Raw genomic sequence first — 15,743 nt, forward strand, 5'->3', positions numbered from 1 at the left:
TTTCAGCCAGATCAGAAGTTCACACCAAAGCTCAACGCCACGAAGTCACGATCAGTGAGGACGTTGTAGTTACCTCCGAAAAAGTCGGTGTAACTGAGGCTCGCGGTGTAGGTGTTGCGATAGTCCGCATCGACACCGAGGCTGATGGCCTTGGCGCCTTCGTTGAACAGACCGTTGGGGCCAAAGCCTGCGACGTCGTGGGACCACGAGAGGTTGGGTCTGAAATTGATCCCGGCGATCAGGTTGTTGTAGTCGAGGATGGCCCGGGCGCGATAACCCCAGGACGTCGAGGTCACGAAGCCATTGGTATCACCGCCGAAACCATACTGACCAAACACCGAGTCGCGGCCGTAGCGCAGTTTGGTGCGCGGCTCCAGGCCGCCGACCCGGACCACCGCCGCCTCGCCCACCAGGGTCAGGCGATCCGCACCCGCGACCTGATCGATGAAATGCGTCAGGGTGCTCTGGATTTGCGTCACCTCCTTGCGGCGGTAGCCTTTGTTGTCGGCCCCCGGTGAAGTGGCGATGGGCGATGCCGCACCACCTGCAATCGGATTGAGCATGGCCAGGGTCAGGTCATTGGTGTTGACCTGCACCGGGAGGTTGGGGCGGTAGCTGATTTCCCCGCTCCACGCGGTGCCGGTGGATAACGTGGTAGCGAAGCTCGCGCCGTAGAGGCGAATGTCCTCCGGGTATTCGAGGAAATACTGGCCGCGACCGAGCATCACACTTTGGGCCAGGCCTGAGCCGCTGCCGGGGGCGATGCGGTTGGCGGCGGCAACGATCCCCGGAAGGCTCGCCAGCGTACCGGGGCCGGCGGTGGTGGTCCCGACATTCGGGCTGCGGCTGTGGTAGTTCATGAAGTACAGGCCGTATTCGGTGTCGTCCCCCAGCCAGCGCAATGCCGTCCCCCACTGTCCGGAGTCCCGGGCATCGCGGTCGCCACCACGGGGAACGATCACCCCCTCCTTGCTGACTTCGAAGCCCTGACCAAAGGCAGCAGCAATCGGCTGCAGCGGTGCAATGGCCGGGCTGGCGACGGTGTAGCCCTTGTTGCAACCATCGGCCACTACATCGACGCCAAAGAAAGTGCCGCAGTTATCGACAACCGTCTGGTCCCACTCCAGTTGATAGAAGCCTTCGACCGTCAACTTGTCCGTCAGCCCCTGGGAGGCGAACAGCATGTTGACCGGAATCAGGCCTTCCTTGATCTCGGCCCCCGGTCGACGGAACGCGGACACGTCGACCGGGTTGATGCTGTTGATCGAGTTGCCGATGAAAGTACTTTCGCCCCAACTGACCACCTGCTTGCCGGCGCGCACAGTGCCCGGCAAATCGGCGAGGGAGTAGTTGTGATAGACGAAAGCGTCGAGGATTTGTCCGCCTGAAGACTTGGCGCCTTCTTTGCGATTGTGATCGCTGATGTCCTTGAACGGCCGGCTTTCATCCTTCAGTTCAAAGTCGTACCAGTACTTGCCACGCACAAACGCACCGGTGTCGCCGTACTTCAGTTCGAGGTCGTGAATCCCCTTGAAGATCTTCGAGAAGGTTTCGCCCTTCTTGAAATTCAATCGCCCGTCGTCGCCGGTCGAAGACTGGCCGGAACCGCCGTTGACGATGCCCACCAGGGCGTTATCCGCATCACGCACGCCCCAGCTCGCGCCGACCGACAGCGAGGAGTCGAACGTCCCCTCGATTTCCCCAATGTTGAACGAAATGGCCTGTGCCTGGGCACAGCAACCCAATGCAACCGCAGCCGCCAGCGCCTGTGGTGTGAAGATGGCGCGCATTGTTGTTTTTGTCATGCGTCTTCCCCGGTGAGTGACAGAAGGCCTCACCCTACTGCCGGGCACCGGGGTCGATAAGCGCACCAAGGAGGTATTCGTGGTGTACCTCTAAAGGATGACTGACACAGGGTCATCACCCAGAGGACGAGCAGCGCAATACTGACTGTTGCCGTGGTTGCAACAGTGCATGTCCGTAATTGGTATTTTTCCTACGACACCAAGGGCTTATTCTTACTTGGCTGTCACGGTAAACCACTGCAGGCACGATGTGTCGGCCTGCGTAGTGATGAAAGATTTCAGATGAATTGAGGATCCGGTTCATCGCCCCGTGTTCACTGACGTTGAGTTGTAGCTCCTGATCCAACGTCTTACCTTGGCCGCTGCGTTTGCAGCGGCCTTTTTTATGGGCGATGGTTTTTTGATGAGTAACAGCCGCCACTGGGTAACCCCTGACCATCCAGGCAAAACTTCGAATACCTACACTTCTTTCAGAAAGCGCCTACAAGCATAGGTAAACACCAAAAGCACTCGAGCCATTAAGTTTAACAGCAAGTCGACGCACGACTTTTATCTTCGTCCGGCTTCAAACTTACTTAATGCGAGTGCAACCATGAAACCCATCAACTACAACCAGTATCGCTCCACCCGAAGCTTCAACAGTCGAATACACTTTCTGATTCTTCACTACACGGCCGCTAACTTTTCAAGCTCTGTCAGTGCCCTGACCGGCCCGTATGTCAGCGCGCACTATCTGATTCCAGATATCACTGACCCCAGTTACCTGAGCGCCGGTCATACCGGGCAGGAGGTTTTCAACCTGGTGGATGAAACCCATCGCGCTTGGCACGCGGGCGTCAGTCAGTGGGGCAACCGCAGCAATCTGAATGACACGTCCATCGGCATTGAAGTCGTCAACCTGGCGACCGACAACAAAGGCGAATTCACCTTTCCGCCGTATCACCCCGAGCAAATTGCTGCGATTGAACAACTGGCGCTGAACATCCTCAAGCGCTACCCGGATATCACGCCGACGAAGGTTTTGGGCCACTCCGATGTTTCGATCGGCCGCAAGAGTGACCCGGGGCCGATGTTTCCCTGGAAGGCGCTGTACTTGAAAGGCGTCGGTGCCTGGTTCGATGAAAGCACTCGAAATGAGTATCTGCGCCAATACAACAAATGCGGCGTTCCAGTGCGAAGCGAATTGCTTGGGCTGTTCAAAACCTATGGATACGATGTTTCAGGCGCATCAACGGGAGGCGGTTTTCAACAGTTGGTGCGAGCATTCCAGATGCATTTCCGTCCGGAAAACCACGACGGAAAAATGGACGTGCAAACAGCCGCCAATCTGAAGGCACTGGTAGTCAAATACTTTCCCGGCTGATCGGTAACAAACGGCTCCCAGCCGACAAATGCAACAACCGGCAAGGTCAATCAATGTGACCTTGCCGACGGTATCAGAGTGTATACCTCTGTAAATTTCCCATCATTTCCTTCAACGCCTCAATGTTGTCCTTCGGATGCGCCGCGCCTTCGAAGTCGCAAATCTGCTGCCAGTGCGCCGCCACGTCTTCCGGGGAGAAACCCGTCCGTGGATCGAACCCGGCACCGAGGCTGCGCTCCCAGCGGACCTTGCCCATCCAGCCGCCGCCGACTTCAAACAGACCGGAGGTTTCCTGGCAGTTCTCGCTGGCCAGGTACACCACCAGCGGGCTGACCAGTTCCGGCTTGAGCTGTTCGAAGACTTGCGGCGGGATCAGGCCTTCGGTCATGCGTGTGCCGCCGGTGGGGGCGATGGCGTTGACCAGGATGTTGTTCTTGCGGCCTTCGATGGCCAGGGTGCGGGTCAGGCCGTAGAGACCGAGCTTGGCCATGCCGTAGTTGGACTGGCCGAAGTTGCCATAGATGCCCGAGGTCGACGCGGTGAAAATCACTCGGCCATAGTTTTGCTCGCGCATGTGCGGCCAGGCGGCGCGGGTGACTTTGTAGGCACCTTCGACGTGGATGCGGTAAACCAGGTCCCAGTCGGCGTCATCCATTTTGTGGAAGGTCTTGTCACGCAGGATCCCGGCGTTGTTGACCACCACATCGACGCGACCGAAGACGTCCAGGGCGTGCTGGACCAGTTTGTCACCGTCAGTGACCGAGTCGTGGTTGGCCTCGGCGATGCCGCCGGCCTCGCGGATCTCCGCGACCACGCGGTCGGCGGCCGAGGCGTTGGCGCCCTCACCCTGAGCCGAGCCGCCAAGATCGTTGACCAGTACCCTGGCGCCCTGTTTGGCGAACAGCAGTGCATGCGCCCGTCCCAGGCCGCCACCGGCTCCGGTGATGATCACGACTTTATCTTCGAAGCGCACAGACTCATTCATGGGGGACTCCAGCAGGCCAGGGGACAATGAGTCCGAGTTTCCGGCACTGCGCGGCAGGTCACAATGAACACGGGGGAGGCTGAATAGTGCGCGATAAGGCTGGGGGATGATTGATAGAGAAATGGACACGAAACCTGTGGTGAGGGGGCTTGCCCCTCAGCACAAAAAAAGCACAGCAGATTCAACGCAGCGAATCAGGAACACGCCACCTTGCGCGGCGGCAACAGCAGTTGATCGCGAAACGCCAGGTAGTGCTTGAGCACCTCGCAGGGCGCCTCGATCTGTGGGTAGTGGCCAATGTCGGGCAAAACCACCGTGTCCGCCTTTGGGATCAGCTCCCGGTAACGCTCGACCATGTGCACGCCGCAGACTGGATCGCCCCCGCCATCGATCACCCGCAGCGGCACTTCACCGCGTTGCATCGCGCTCACCCAGCGGTTGCGCCAGACGCGTCGCTCCGGGATGTAGGCGATCAATTTGTGCATGATCCGTGGCCCGCGATGGCTTTCGACCAGGCTCCAGAAATCATCCATCTGGCTTTCACTGGGGCGGGTTTGCGGACCGAAAATCTGCCGGAAGCTTCTCACCAGACCATCACGGCTGAAGGCACGACCAATCATCCAGCCCACAGGGCTGAGCAAGAGTTTTTGCATCAATACCGGGCGATGGGTTTCCGGAAACAACCCGCCGTTGAGAAACACGCAACTGGCCAGTTTTACCCGCGACTCGTAATGCCGGGCCAGCAGTTCCTGGGCCACGCTGTCGCCATAACCGTGGGCAAACAGGTGCACCGGCTGTTCGACATTCAGGTGTTCAAGCAATGCCTGTTGCAGATCCGCTTGCTCCAGCAGGCTGTATTCGTGATTCGCAGGTTTGGCCGAATCGCCGAAGCCCAGCATGTCGCAAGCGATCACGCGAAACCGCTGGCTCAAAGGCTGCCACAGGTAATGCCAGTCCCAACTGGCGGACGGGAAGCCGTGAATGAGCAACAGCGGCTCACCCTGCCCTGCTGTCCAGTAACGGATGCTTTGACCACGGAATACGAACGTCCGGCTGCGTTTGCGCCAGACACACAGGGGGATCTCGGCGAGTTCCATCAGAGTTTATAGCCCGGGTCCAGTTTATCGAGTTTGCGCAGCAGCGCCGGCCATGCCAGCGCTCCGCCCATGCCTTGAGCACTTCGGGTGACACCCGCGAGCATGGCTTTGGCGCCGGCCAGAATCTGCGGTTCGATGGCGATCAGCTCAGCGGCACCGTTCTGCGCCATGACCTGAATGTCGCAGGCACGCTGGAAGGTAAACATCATCAGGAACGTATCGGCGATGGTGCTGCCGCAGGTCAGCAGACCGTGGTTATGCAGCATCAGGAAATTGTTTTCACCGAGGTCGGCCTGCAACCGCACTTTCTCATCATGGTTGAGCGCCACGCCTTCGTAGGCGTGGTAGGCCAGGCTGGAAAGCACGAACAACGACTGTTGGCTGATCGGCAAAACGCCCTGCTTCTGTGCCGACACCGCCACCCCTGAAGCCGTGTGGGTGTGGAGCACGCAGACGACATCGTGACGCACTTCATGCACGGCGCTGTGGATGGTGTAACCCGCCGGATTGATCTCGTAAGGACTGTCCATCAGCTTGTTGCCGGCCTGATCAACCTTGACCAGGTTCGACGCGGTAATTTCGTGAAACATCAACCCGAACGGGTTGATCAGGAAATCTTCGGTGCCGGGCACCTTGGCGGAGATATGGGTGAAGATCAGGTCATCCCAACCGTGTTGAGCGACCAGGCGATAACAGGCCGCCAGGTCGACGCGGGTCTGCCACTCGGCAGCACTGACCTGGTGTTTGACACTGTGAGGCGATTGGACAGGATCGACAGTCACGGCAAGGAACCTCGGTGTTTTTATGATGGAGTGTTTCCTATGTTTACCGAGTCTAGTCACCCCTTGAGGTTCGTGTACTTGCATTCGCAGCCACCTTGGTGGCCCTGCGAGTCAGTCGCCCAGACACCCTGGATCCATGTCAAACGACCGGCGTCAGCGAGGGTCTGACAGGCCGTTTTTTACCGTACTGTCAGAACCCTGACTGGCATGGATGCCGGGGCAACGATCAGGTGCGCAGTGCGTTGATCAGGTCCGCCAGCCAAGGCTCGGCGTCCGTCTCGGGGGTCACGCTTTCACTGGCATCCAGGCGCAGCATTGGCAGTACTTCGCGAATGCCCAGCTCACCGAACAGTTCGCGCATCTGCTCGCCGCCGCCACAAAAAGTATCGCCATAGCTCGCATCGCCCAATCCGATCACCGCGCCTGGCAAACCGCGCCAGGCCGCTGGCAATTGATCGCGAATGGTCGAATACAGCGGTTGCAGGTTGTCCGGCAGCTCGCCCATGCCGGTGGTCGAGGTCACCACCAGAAAGGCTTGCGGGCCAAACGCCTGGATATCGGCGAGGGTCGCACGCCGGTTGTGCAAAGTTTCGAAACCGGCTGCGTTCAACAGGCTGGCGGCGTGGCGGGCAACTTCTTCGGCCGTGCCGTACACCGAGCCGGAAATGATGGCGACTTTCATCAATCTGATCCTGAATCCGAGTCAAAGACCCGGATATTAACAGCACGGTTGTGATTGTTCTTTTAGAATGCAATCGACAATCAATCAGGAAAGGATACTCCGATGATTAATGCACAACTGCTGCAAATGGCGATCAACACCTCCAACGACGGAATCGTGATTGCCGAAAAGGAAGGCGATCAGGACAAAATCCTCATTTACGTCAACCCCGCGTTCGAACGCCTGACGGGGTACTCCAGCGAAGAAATCCTCTATCAGGATTGCCGCTTCCTGCAGTCGGGAGACCGCGACCAGCAAGCCCTGCCGTTGATTCGCGACGCCTTGAACCGTGAAGGATCCTGCCGGGAAATACTGCGCAACTACCGCAAGGACGGCACACCGTTCTGGAACGAGCTGTCCCTTTCAACGGTGAAAAATCCAGCAGACGGGCAAACCTACTTTGTCGGCGTACAGAAAGATGTCACCGCGCAGGTCAAGGCACAACAGCGCGTGACACAGCTTGAAGCACAGTTGGCTGGACTCCAGGCCGAACTGGCGGCGCTCAAGGCGACGAACGGCAAAAACGAAATCCAGAATTAATGGTCAGTAACTTCAATCACCGCTGACTTTGTAATTATTTCTTTCGAGCTGGCCATGCAACGTGACGCACTCCTCACCCAGGATGAGCTGGATTTCATCCAGAGCATGCAACACAACCCGCAACTCAATGTGCGGGACGCGACGTCGAGCCTGCTCGTCAACGGGGGATCGCAAATTCGTGACCTGCTCACCCGCCTGGCGGCCCATGAGCAGGTGACCATTCAAGCCAGCTTCGAAAACCAGCAAATGACCTTCCCTCTGCACCTGGTGGAAGACGAGTTCCATGCGCTGCACCTGCGCCTCGGCGTGCCGAGCATCTATGAAGACGGACCGATGGTCCGGCCTTGGCGCCTGGTACTGGACGAACCGGTAGCACTGGAAAACGCCAAGGGTCAAACCGGCACCCTGTGGGTGCACGAAGTGTCGTGCAAAGGGGTTTTGCTGGAGGTTCGCAACAAGACCAAGCCGCCGAAGCATTTCGCCTTGTGGTTCAGTCCCTCAGGCTATGAGCGGATTGCCTTGCGTGGCACTTTCGAGAAAGAAAACGAACAGGGCTTCTATGCCTATCAACTGAGCCAGAGCGATGCGGACGAAACCGAGCGCCTGCACCAGTTCATTCTGCAACAGCATCGGTTGACTCATCCCGCGCTGCATCTCTGAATCTCAAGTATCCAGATTACCCGCCAGGAACTGCTTCAGACGCTGGCTCATGACCTCCCCTTCATTGCCCAGGCATCCGATCGATGACCCGGCCAGGCTCTCCTGCACCAGATCGCAAGCATCACCGGCCAACAACAATCGGCACTCCAGACTCATGGCCAGGCGATTCAAGCGCCGCGGCAACTCGGGAGCCGGCACATGATTGGAAAACAGCACCAGCGCCAAGGGCTTGAGCCTTTCACACGTCAGCACCAACTCATCGAACGGCTGACCAATGTTCAGCACGCGAAGGGCCGCTGGCCCGGCACTCAGGAACAGGGCGGCGACCAACAGTTCCAGCTCGCGGCAATGGCCAACCAAGGCACAGATGACCACCCGACGCGGCTGTTTGTCTCGCAGCAACAACAGACGCTGCACCACCCGGGAACGCAAAAAACCATCCAGGAACAGCCACTCGCTGGTCCCGCCGAACTGGTTCTGTCGTTGCGACAATTGCTTCCAGACAGGCATCAGAATGTCCTGAAACACCACTGGCAGGGCGTAACTGGAAAAGATTTGCCCGTAGACCTGCTCCAGCCGAATGTCGTCAAACCCGTTGACCGCAGTCAGAACCTGCTGCTGCCACTGTGCATAATCGGTTTCCACGAGGTGGTCAGGGATAATGTGCGACAACGCCTGGAGCGGCTGGGTTTTGGCCAGGATCCTGCCAATCTTGCTGACGACTACACCGCGCTCGACCCAGCCGAGGATATTGCGAACCCGTTCGATATCGGTCAGCGAATACAGGCGATGCCCACTTTCGGTGCGCATTGGAACAATCAGGCCATAACGTCGCTCCCAGGCTCGAAGCGTGATCGGATTGACGCCTGTCAGCCGCGCCACCTCGCGAATCGGATAGAGCTGTTCCTGTTCAAGGGAGGCAGCCCGCGGAACACCTGAAACTACGCCAGTAAGGACAGGCATCTGGGATTGTATGTCCATGTGCAGATGGGATCCCGATTTAACTCCCCTGCCCCATAACAATTCAAGTTCATAATCGAAAAAAAACACTCAAAGGCGAAACCGGCAGAATGAGGAATAATCCTTGCTTGTTTCCAGCCGCAGCCCACTACCCCGGCGCTGCGCCTGGCGAAGTTCCTATCCGGAGCGACGCAAATGCCTTACGGAGATGCACGATGTCTACCCCTCCCGTCACGCTGATGGTTGCGCGCCGCGTTGCCAATGGACGTTATCAAGACCTGATCGCCTGGCTGCGCGAAGGCGAACAACTGGCCACCGACTTTCCTGGCTACCTTGGCTCCGGCGTACTCGCACCGCCGCCCGGTGATGACGAATTCCAGATTATCTTCCGCTTCGCCGACGAGCTGACCCTGCATGCCTGGGAGCATTGCGCTTCACGCACCGCCTGGCTCGGACGCGGCAGCGAGTTGTTCGCCCACCCGACGGAACATCGGGTCAGCGGCATCGAGGGCTGGTTCGGTGCCGTCGGTCAACGCCCGCCGCGCTGGAAACAGGCCGTGGCAATCTGGTTGGCGTTCTTTCCGGTTTCCCTGCTGTTCAACTTTGCGCTGGGTTCGCTGCTGGGTGAGATGGCGCTGCTGCCCCGCGTGCTCGTCAGCACCCTGTGCCTGACGCCGCTGATGGTTTACCTGTTCATTCCGTTGTCGACGCGTTTGCTGGCAGGCTGGCTCAACAGCACGCCGACACGTCCATTGCGTGCCGAACCCTCCACTCAGAATCATTGATCTCTCCTGTGGGAGCGAGCTTGCTCGCGATGAGGGCGTGTCAGTCAACATATGTGTCGTCTGACAGTCCGCCATCGCGAGCAAGCTCGCTCCCACAGTTGTTTCCCCTGCAATAGGTAGAGCGCACCCGTCGCTGGTATAGTTTTGTTCTCACCGCGACGCGAGCCGTTCATGACTTCTTCCACAGCCCCCATCCTCATTACCGGCGCCGGCCAGCGTGTCGGCCTGCATTGCGCCCGGCGACTGCTGGAAGATGGCCAGCGCGTGATTTTCAGCTACCGCAGCGAGCGTCCCGGCGTACAAGCCCTGCGCGACCTGGGGGCCACCGCGGTGTTCGCCGACTTCGCCAGCGAGGCCGGGATCCTCGCCTTCATCAGCGAACTGAAAACCCACACCGACTGTTTGCGGGCGATTGTCCACAACGCCTCCGAATGGCTGGCCGAAACGCCGGACACCGACGCCGCGGCATTCACCCGCATGTTCAGTGTGCACATGCTGGCGCCTTACCTGATCAACCTGCATTGCGCCGACCTGCTGCAACGCTCAAGCCCCGCCGACATCGTGCACATCAGCGATGACGTGACCCGCAAGGGCAGCAGCAAGCACATCGGCTATTGCGCCAGCAAATCCGGGCTCGACAGCCTGACCCTGTCCTTCGCCGCCAGGTACGCGCCGGCCATCAAGGTCAACGGAATCGCCCCGGCCCTGCTACTGTTCAACCCTGAAGACGACGCGGCCTACCGCGCCAAGGTGCTGGCCAAGTCTGCGCTGGGCATCGAACCCGGCTGCGAAGTGATGTACCAGAGCCTGCGCTATCTGCTCGACAACCCTTATGTCACCGGCACCACCCTGACCGTCAACGGCGGACGGCACATCAAATAAGTGTCCCGCGAGGATTTTCCATGACGTTATCACTGCCCCAGAATTATCGAGAGATCCTCATCGGCCTCGGCGAAAACCCCGACCGCGAGGGTTTGCTCGATACGCCGATGCGCGCGGCCAAGGCCATGCAGTACCTTTGCCATGGTTACGAGCAAAGTGTCGAAGAGATCGTCAATGACGCGCTGTTCGCCTCCGACAACGATGAAATGGTGATCGTCGACAACATCGAGCTGTACTCGCTTTGCGAACACCACATGCTGCCCTTCATCGGCAAGGCGCATGTGGCTTATATTCCGACCGGCAAGGTGCTGGGCCTGTCGAAGATTGCGCGACTGGTGGACATGTTCGCCCGGCGCCTGCAGATCCAGGAAAACCTCACCCGGCAAATCGCCGACGCGGTGCAACAGGTGACCGGCGCGGCCGGTGTCGCAGTGGTCATCGAAGCGCAGCACATGTGCATGATGATGCGCGGCGTAGAGAAACAGAATTCGACCATGAACACCTCGGTGATGCTCGGCGCCTTCCGCGAGTCGAGCAACACCCGCCAGGAGTTCCTGCAATTGATTGGACGGAGCAAGTAGCAATGCCACAACTTCAGCCAGGTATGGCACGCATCCGGGTCAAAGACCTGTGCCTGCGTACCTACATCGGCATCAACGAGGATGAAATCCTCAACAAGCAGGATGTGCTGATCAACCTCACCATTCTGTACGCAGCCCAGGAAGCGGTACGGGACAACGACATCGATCACGCGTTGAACTACCGCACGATCACCAAGGCGATCATCGCCCATGTGGAAGGCAACCGCTTTGCGCTGCTCGAGCGCCTGACCCAGGAGATTCTCGACCTGGTGATGGCCAACGCATCGGTGCTCTACGCCGAGGTCGAGGTCGACAAGCCCCACGCGCTGCGATTCGCCGAGTCGGTGTCGATTACGCTGGCAGCGAGCCGCTAGCTTCAAGCTACAAGCGCCAAGCTGTAAACTTGCAGCCACCGCCATCCAACCTGCAGCTTCAAGCTTGCCGCTTGAAGCTGTCTCGCAGAGACCGCCATGACCGACCAACAACGCCTGGAACTCGAAGCCGCCGCCTTTCGCCGGCTGGTGGCCCATCTGGACAGCCGCAAGGATGTGCAGAACATCGACCTGATGAACCTCTCGGGCTTCTGCCGCAACTGCCTGTCCAAGTGGTACAAGGCGGCGGCTGACGAACGCCAGATCGAGGTCAGCCTCGACGAAGCCCGCGAAGTGGTTTACGGCATGCCGTACGCCGAGTGGAAAGCCCAATTTCAGCAAGAAGCCAACGCCGAACAACAGGCGGCGTTCGCCAAAGGAAAACCCAATGAGTGATTTGAACACCCTGCGCGCCAGCTTCAAGAGCGGCGAACACGCCTTCGCCGAGACTCTGGCGTTCATTACTGCCGGTTACGACTACCAGCCTCAGGCTTTCAACAATGGTGGCGTGGAAAACGCGGCCGGGCAGAACGAAGGCTCGTGCAAGACCCTGGGTCTTGCACTACTGGAAGGTCTGAGCGATGAAGAAGCACTGCTGGCTTTCGGCGAGCATTACCGTTCGGTTGTCGCCACACCTGAAGGCAGCGATCACGGCAATATCCGCGCGTTGATTGCTCATGGCCTGGCGGGTGTGAAGTTCGCTCAGCAGCCGCTGACCCGTCGTTGATTGCATAACCCGACTTTTAAGATTGACCCGGCAACTTTATTTCGTTTGCCGGGTACCACTGCGCACGGCTTAGATAAAAAGAAGCCTTCCTTCTTTCGAGCCGGTCATTTATGCGCAGCGAAACCATCAGCCAGTCGATCAACATCGTCCACCCTGTCACGCTCAGCCACGGCAAGAATGCCGAAGTCTGGGACACCGATGGCAAGCGCTACATCGACTTTGTCGGTGGCATCGGCGTACTCAACCTCGGACATTGCCATCCGCGCATCGTCGAAGCCATCCGCGAGCAGGCTACCCGGCTGACCCACTACGCATTCAACGCTGCGCCCCATGTGCCTTACCTCGAACTGATGGATCGCCTCAGCGCGTTCATGCCAGTGAGTTACCCGGTCAGCGGTATGCTGACCAACAGCGGCGCGGAAGCGGCGGAAAACGCCCTGAAGATCGTCCGTGGCGCCACTGGCCGTAGCGCGGTCATTGCCTTCGACGGCGCTTTCCACGGCCGCACACTGGCCACCCTCAACCTCAATGGCAAGGTCGCGCCCTACAAGCAGAAAGTCGGCGTGCTGCCGGGGCCGGTCTTTCACCTGCCCTTCCCCAGCCAGGACAACGACGTCACCCGTGCCGAGGCCCTCAAAGCCATGGAGCGCCTGTTCAGCGTCGAGATCGATGTCGAAGACGTCGCCTGCTTTATCGTTGAACCGGTGCAGGGCGAAGCGGGTTTCCTGGCCATGGAGGCCGAGTTCGCCCAGGCACTGCGCAAGTTCTGCGACGACAAGGGCATTGTGCTGATCGCCGATGAAATCCAGTCCGGTTTCGGCCGAACCGGCCAGCGCTTCGCGTTCTCGCGACTGGGCATCGAGCCAGACCTGATCCTGCTCGGCAAAAGCATCGCTGGCGGCGTGCCGCTGGGTGCGGTGGTCGGGCGCAAGTCGCTGCTCGACAACTTGCCCAAGGGCGGACTCGGTGGCACTTACTCCGGCAACCCCATCGCCTGCGCTGCGGCACTGGCAACCCTCGACGAAATGACCGATGCCAACCTGCACGCCTGGGGTACCCAACAGGAAGAAGCGATTGTCGGCCGCCATGCAACCTGGCGCGCGAATAACCTGACGCCGTATCTGGGCCGCCTGACCGGCGTCGGCGCCATGCGTGGCATCGAGTTGATCAACGCCGATGGCTCGCCCGCACCAGCGCAATTGACCCAACTGCTGGCGCTGGCGCGGGATGCGGGTCTGCTGTTGATGCCCAGTGGTAAATCGCGGCACATCATCCGGCTGCTGGCGCCGTTGACCATTGAGGCTGCGGTGCTGGAGGAAGGGCTGGATATTCTTGAGGCGTGCCTGGCAAAACTGACCTGAACACTGTCCCACAAGGGCTACACCACATTATTGGTGTGCAAAAAAAACCGGCCGAAGCCGGTTTTCTTATTTCGACGAAAGCAGAATCAAGCGTTCTGCAGGTTGTCGAGGTAACGCTCGGCATCCAGTGCAGCCATGCAACCGGCGCCAGCCGAGGTGATGGCCTGGCGGTACACGTGGTCAGCCACGTCACCGGCGGCGAAGATGCCTTCGAGGCTGGTGGCGGTGGCGTTGCCGTCACGGCCGCCCTGCACAACCAGGTAGCCGTCTTTGAGGGTCAACTGGCCTTCGAACAACGAGGTGTTCGGGGTGTGGCCGATGGCGATGAACACGCCGTCGACTTTCACTTCGTCGAAGCTGCCGTCGTTGTTCTTCAGGCGCGCACCGGTCACACCCATGTTGTCGCCCAGCACTTCGTCCAGGGTCGCGTTCAGCTTCAGCTCGATCTTGCCTTCGGCAACGCGGGCGTTCAGCTTGTCTATCAGGATCTTCTCGGCGCGGAAGGTTTCGCGACGGTGGATCAGGGTCACTTTGCTGGCGATGTTGGCCAGGTACAGGGCCTCTTCAACAGCGGTGTTGCCGCCGCCGACCACAGCAACCGGCTTGTTGCGGTAGAAGAAACCGTCGCAGGTCGCGCAGGCCGAAACGCCCTTGCCCATGAAGGTTTCTTCGGACGGCAGGCCCAGGTAACGAGCACTGGCGCCGGTGGCGATGATCAGGGCGTCGCAGGTGTAAGTCGCGCTGTCGCCGGTCAGGGTGTACGGCTTGGCAGCGAAGTCCACGGCATTGATGTGATCGAAAACGATCTCGGTTTCGAAACGCTCGGCGTGCTCGCGCATCCGCTCCATCAGCGCCGGGCCGGTCAGGCCGTGGACGTCGCCCGGCCAGTTGTCGACTTCGGTAGTGGTGGTCAGTTGACCGCCGGCCTGCATGCCGGTGATCAGCAGTGGCTTGAGGTTGGCACGGGCGGCATAGACCGCGGCGCTGTAACCGGCAGGGCCGGAACCGAGAATAATCACTCGCGAATGACGGACTTCAGACATGACCTGCTCCTGTTGACCGGCCCGGAACACCTGGCACGGAACGCCGGATTGCCGGCTGGAATAAAAAAGAACGGTTGAAAGCACTTGGGGAAGGCTTGAACCCGACCGTCCTGTAAAAAGATTGGGTGCAGCGTATCGAGGGGGCGAAGATTAAGGAAATACGGATTAACAATCCAGCTCATAGGTGGTCTCTATGCCATCTGACCGACGTTATCGACGTCTTTGTTACAGTGAATGTCGATACCACTGCCGCGCTTTCGCACATGAAGCAAAGCCGGTAAGGTCGGCGCGTTTTCCCTCTGCTCGGAGCACATCATGCCTGCCCCCGTTCTGTCCGGCCCGCAATACCTGCGCGAAGGCCTCAAGCTGGTGCTGAGCCCCAGCCTGCGTTTGTTCGTGTTGTTGCCACTGGCGATCAACCTGGTGCTGTTCGTCGGATTGATCTACCTGGCCGGCCATCAATTCAGCTTGTGGGTCGACACCCTGATGCCGTCCCTGCCCGACTGGCTGAGTTTTCTCAGCTACATCCTCTGGCCGCTGTTCGTGGTGCTCGTCGTGCTGATGGTGTTCTTCACCTTCACCATGCTCGCCAACGTCATTGCCGCGCCATTCAACGGCTTCCTCGCGGAAAAAGTCGAAGTGGTGGTGCGCGGCACCGATGATTTTCCAGCCTTCAGTTGGGGCGAACTGATTGCGATGATCCCGCGCACCCTGGCCCGGGAGATGCGCAAGCTCGGCTATTTCCTGCCAAGGGCGATCGGCCTCTTCATCCTGTCCTTCATCCCGGTGGTGAACATCATTGCCGCGCCGCTGTGGCTGCTGTTCGGGGTGTGGATGATGGCGATCCAGTACATCGACTACCCGGCGGACAACCACAAGCTGGGCTGGAACGAGATGCTCGCCTGGCTGCGACAGAAGCGCTGGCAGAGCATGAGCTTCGGCGGCAGCGTGTACCTGGTGCTGCTGATCCCGGTGGTCAACATCCTGATGATGCCGGCTGCCGTGGCCGGGGCGACGCTGTTCTGGGTGCGTGAACGCGGCGCGGAAAGCCTGGTGACGCAGCGCTGAGCCATCAGCGCC

The 15,743-nt window shown here is 59.4% G+C and carries 18 protein-coding genes; 11 read left to right on the forward strand and 7 right to left on the reverse strand.

From position 1 onward, the window contains the following. Positions 1–11: 11 nt before the first annotated feature. Positions 12–1,805, reverse strand: a complete 1,794-nt coding sequence (locus ACM6IK_RS10015) for a DUF1302 domain-containing protein (protein ID WP_414874173.1) — start codon at positions 1,803–1,805, stop codon at positions 12–14. A 592-nt stretch (positions 1,806–2,397) separates the two neighbouring features. Between ACM6IK_RS10015 and ACM6IK_RS10020 the strand changes: the two genes are divergently transcribed. After that, positions 2,398–3,168 carry an N-acetylmuramoyl-L-alanine amidase gene (locus ACM6IK_RS10020; RefSeq protein ID WP_414874174.1) on the forward strand — a complete coding sequence of 257 codons (771 nt, stop codon included), beginning with the start codon at positions 2,398–2,400 and terminating at the stop codon, positions 3,166–3,168. Positions 3,169–3,241: 73 nt separating this feature from the next. Here the strand turns inward: ACM6IK_RS10020 and ACM6IK_RS10025 are convergent, their stop codons facing one another. The 4 genes from ACM6IK_RS10025 to ACM6IK_RS10040 all read right to left on the reverse strand — a co-directional run bounded on the left by ACM6IK_RS10025 (position 3,242) and on the right by ACM6IK_RS10040 (position 6,714). Further along, complete coding sequence (locus tag ACM6IK_RS10025) at positions 3,242–4,153, reverse strand: SDR family oxidoreductase (protein WP_414874175.1); 912 nt, start codon at positions 4,151–4,153, stop codon at positions 3,242–3,244. Between the two features lie 194 nt (positions 4,154–4,347). Further along, positions 4,348–5,250: an alpha/beta fold hydrolase gene (locus tag ACM6IK_RS10030; protein WP_414874176.1), complete on the reverse strand. Its 903-nt coding sequence runs from the start codon at positions 5,248–5,250 to the stop codon at positions 4,348–4,350. Further along, positions 5,250–6,032 carry a class II aldolase/adducin family protein gene (locus tag ACM6IK_RS10035; RefSeq protein ID WP_414874177.1) on the reverse strand — a complete coding sequence of 261 codons (783 nt, stop codon included), beginning with the start codon at positions 6,030–6,032 and terminating at the stop codon, positions 5,250–5,252. The genes ACM6IK_RS10030 and ACM6IK_RS10035 overlap by 1 nt, the downstream gene beginning before the upstream one ends. Positions 6,033–6,258: 226 nt before the next feature. Next, a complete protein-coding gene (locus tag ACM6IK_RS10040; RefSeq protein ID WP_414874178.1) occupies positions 6,259–6,714 on the reverse strand; it encodes a flavodoxin in 456 nt (151 codons plus the stop codon). A 102-nt stretch (positions 6,715–6,816) separates the two neighbouring features. Between ACM6IK_RS10040 and ACM6IK_RS10045 the strand changes: the two genes are divergently transcribed. Further along, the gene (locus ACM6IK_RS10045; protein WP_414874179.1) at positions 6,817–7,293 is read left to right on the forward strand and encodes a PAS domain S-box protein; all 477 of its coding nucleotides are present in this window, start codon (positions 6,817–6,819) and stop codon (positions 7,291–7,293) included. 54 nt (positions 7,294–7,347) lie between these two features. Next, a complete protein-coding gene (locus ACM6IK_RS10050) occupies positions 7,348–7,953 on the forward strand; it encodes a hypothetical protein (protein WP_414874180.1) in 606 nt (201 codons plus the stop codon). A 3-nt stretch (positions 7,954–7,956) separates the two neighbouring features. Here the strand turns inward: ACM6IK_RS10050 and ACM6IK_RS10055 are convergent, their stop codons facing one another. After that, positions 7,957–8,916, reverse strand: a complete 960-nt coding sequence (locus ACM6IK_RS10055) for a MerR family transcriptional regulator (protein WP_414874316.1) — start codon at positions 8,914–8,916, stop codon at positions 7,957–7,959. A gap of 212 nt (positions 8,917–9,128) precedes the next feature. Between ACM6IK_RS10055 and ACM6IK_RS10060 the strand changes: the two genes are divergently transcribed. The 7 genes from ACM6IK_RS10060 to ACM6IK_RS10090 all read left to right on the forward strand — a co-directional run bounded on the left by ACM6IK_RS10060 (position 9,129) and on the right by ACM6IK_RS10090 (position 13,620). Next, a complete protein-coding gene (locus ACM6IK_RS10060) occupies positions 9,129–9,698 on the forward strand; it encodes an antibiotic biosynthesis monooxygenase (RefSeq protein ID WP_414874181.1) in 570 nt (189 codons plus the stop codon). A 171-nt stretch (positions 9,699–9,869) separates the two neighbouring features. Further along, positions 9,870–10,580: a dihydromonapterin reductase gene (folM, locus tag ACM6IK_RS10065; RefSeq protein WP_414874182.1), complete on the forward strand. Its 711-nt coding sequence runs from the start codon at positions 9,870–9,872 to the stop codon at positions 10,578–10,580. 20 nt (positions 10,581–10,600) lie between these two features. Continuing rightward, positions 10,601–11,161 carry a GTP cyclohydrolase I FolE gene (gene folE / locus ACM6IK_RS10070; protein WP_223546463.1) on the forward strand — a complete coding sequence of 187 codons (561 nt, stop codon included), beginning with the start codon at positions 10,601–10,603 and terminating at the stop codon, positions 11,159–11,161. A gap of 2 nt (positions 11,162–11,163) precedes the next feature. Next, a complete protein-coding gene (gene folX / locus ACM6IK_RS10075) occupies positions 11,164–11,535 on the forward strand; it encodes a dihydroneopterin triphosphate 2'-epimerase (protein ID WP_108218231.1) in 372 nt (123 codons plus the stop codon). A gap of 96 nt (positions 11,536–11,631) precedes the next feature. Then, positions 11,632–11,928 carry a DUF1244 domain-containing protein gene (locus ACM6IK_RS10080; protein WP_218429330.1) on the forward strand — a complete coding sequence of 99 codons (297 nt, stop codon included), beginning with the start codon at positions 11,632–11,634 and terminating at the stop codon, positions 11,926–11,928. Further along, complete coding sequence (locus ACM6IK_RS10085) at positions 11,921–12,259, forward strand: HopJ type III effector protein (RefSeq protein WP_414874183.1); 339 nt, start codon at positions 11,921–11,923, stop codon at positions 12,257–12,259. Before ACM6IK_RS10080 ends, ACM6IK_RS10085 begins: the two co-directional genes overlap by 8 nt. A 110-nt stretch (positions 12,260–12,369) precedes the next feature. Further along, a complete protein-coding gene (locus ACM6IK_RS10090; RefSeq protein ID WP_414874184.1) occupies positions 12,370–13,620 on the forward strand; it encodes an aspartate aminotransferase family protein in 1,251 nt (416 codons plus the stop codon). A gap of 86 nt (positions 13,621–13,706) precedes the next feature. Here ACM6IK_RS10090 and trxB read toward each other — a convergent pair whose 3' ends face one another. Then, positions 13,707–14,663, reverse strand: coding sequence for a thioredoxin-disulfide reductase (trxB, locus tag ACM6IK_RS10095; RefSeq protein ID WP_057716403.1), 957 nt, complete (start codon positions 14,661–14,663; stop codon positions 13,707–13,709). Between the two features lie 315 nt (positions 14,664–14,978). On the opposite strand from trxB, the gene cysZ reads away from it, so the two are divergent. Next, complete coding sequence (cysZ, locus tag ACM6IK_RS10100) at positions 14,979–15,731, forward strand: sulfate transporter CysZ (protein ID WP_414874185.1); 753 nt, start codon at positions 14,979–14,981, stop codon at positions 15,729–15,731. The last annotated feature ends 12 nt before the right edge of the window (positions 15,732–15,743 follow it).

The sequence above is a fragment of the Pseudomonas sp. IT-196MI5 genome (assembly GCF_949767415.1).
Lineage (GTDB): Bacteria > Pseudomonadota > Gammaproteobacteria > Pseudomonadales > Pseudomonadaceae > Aquipseudomonas.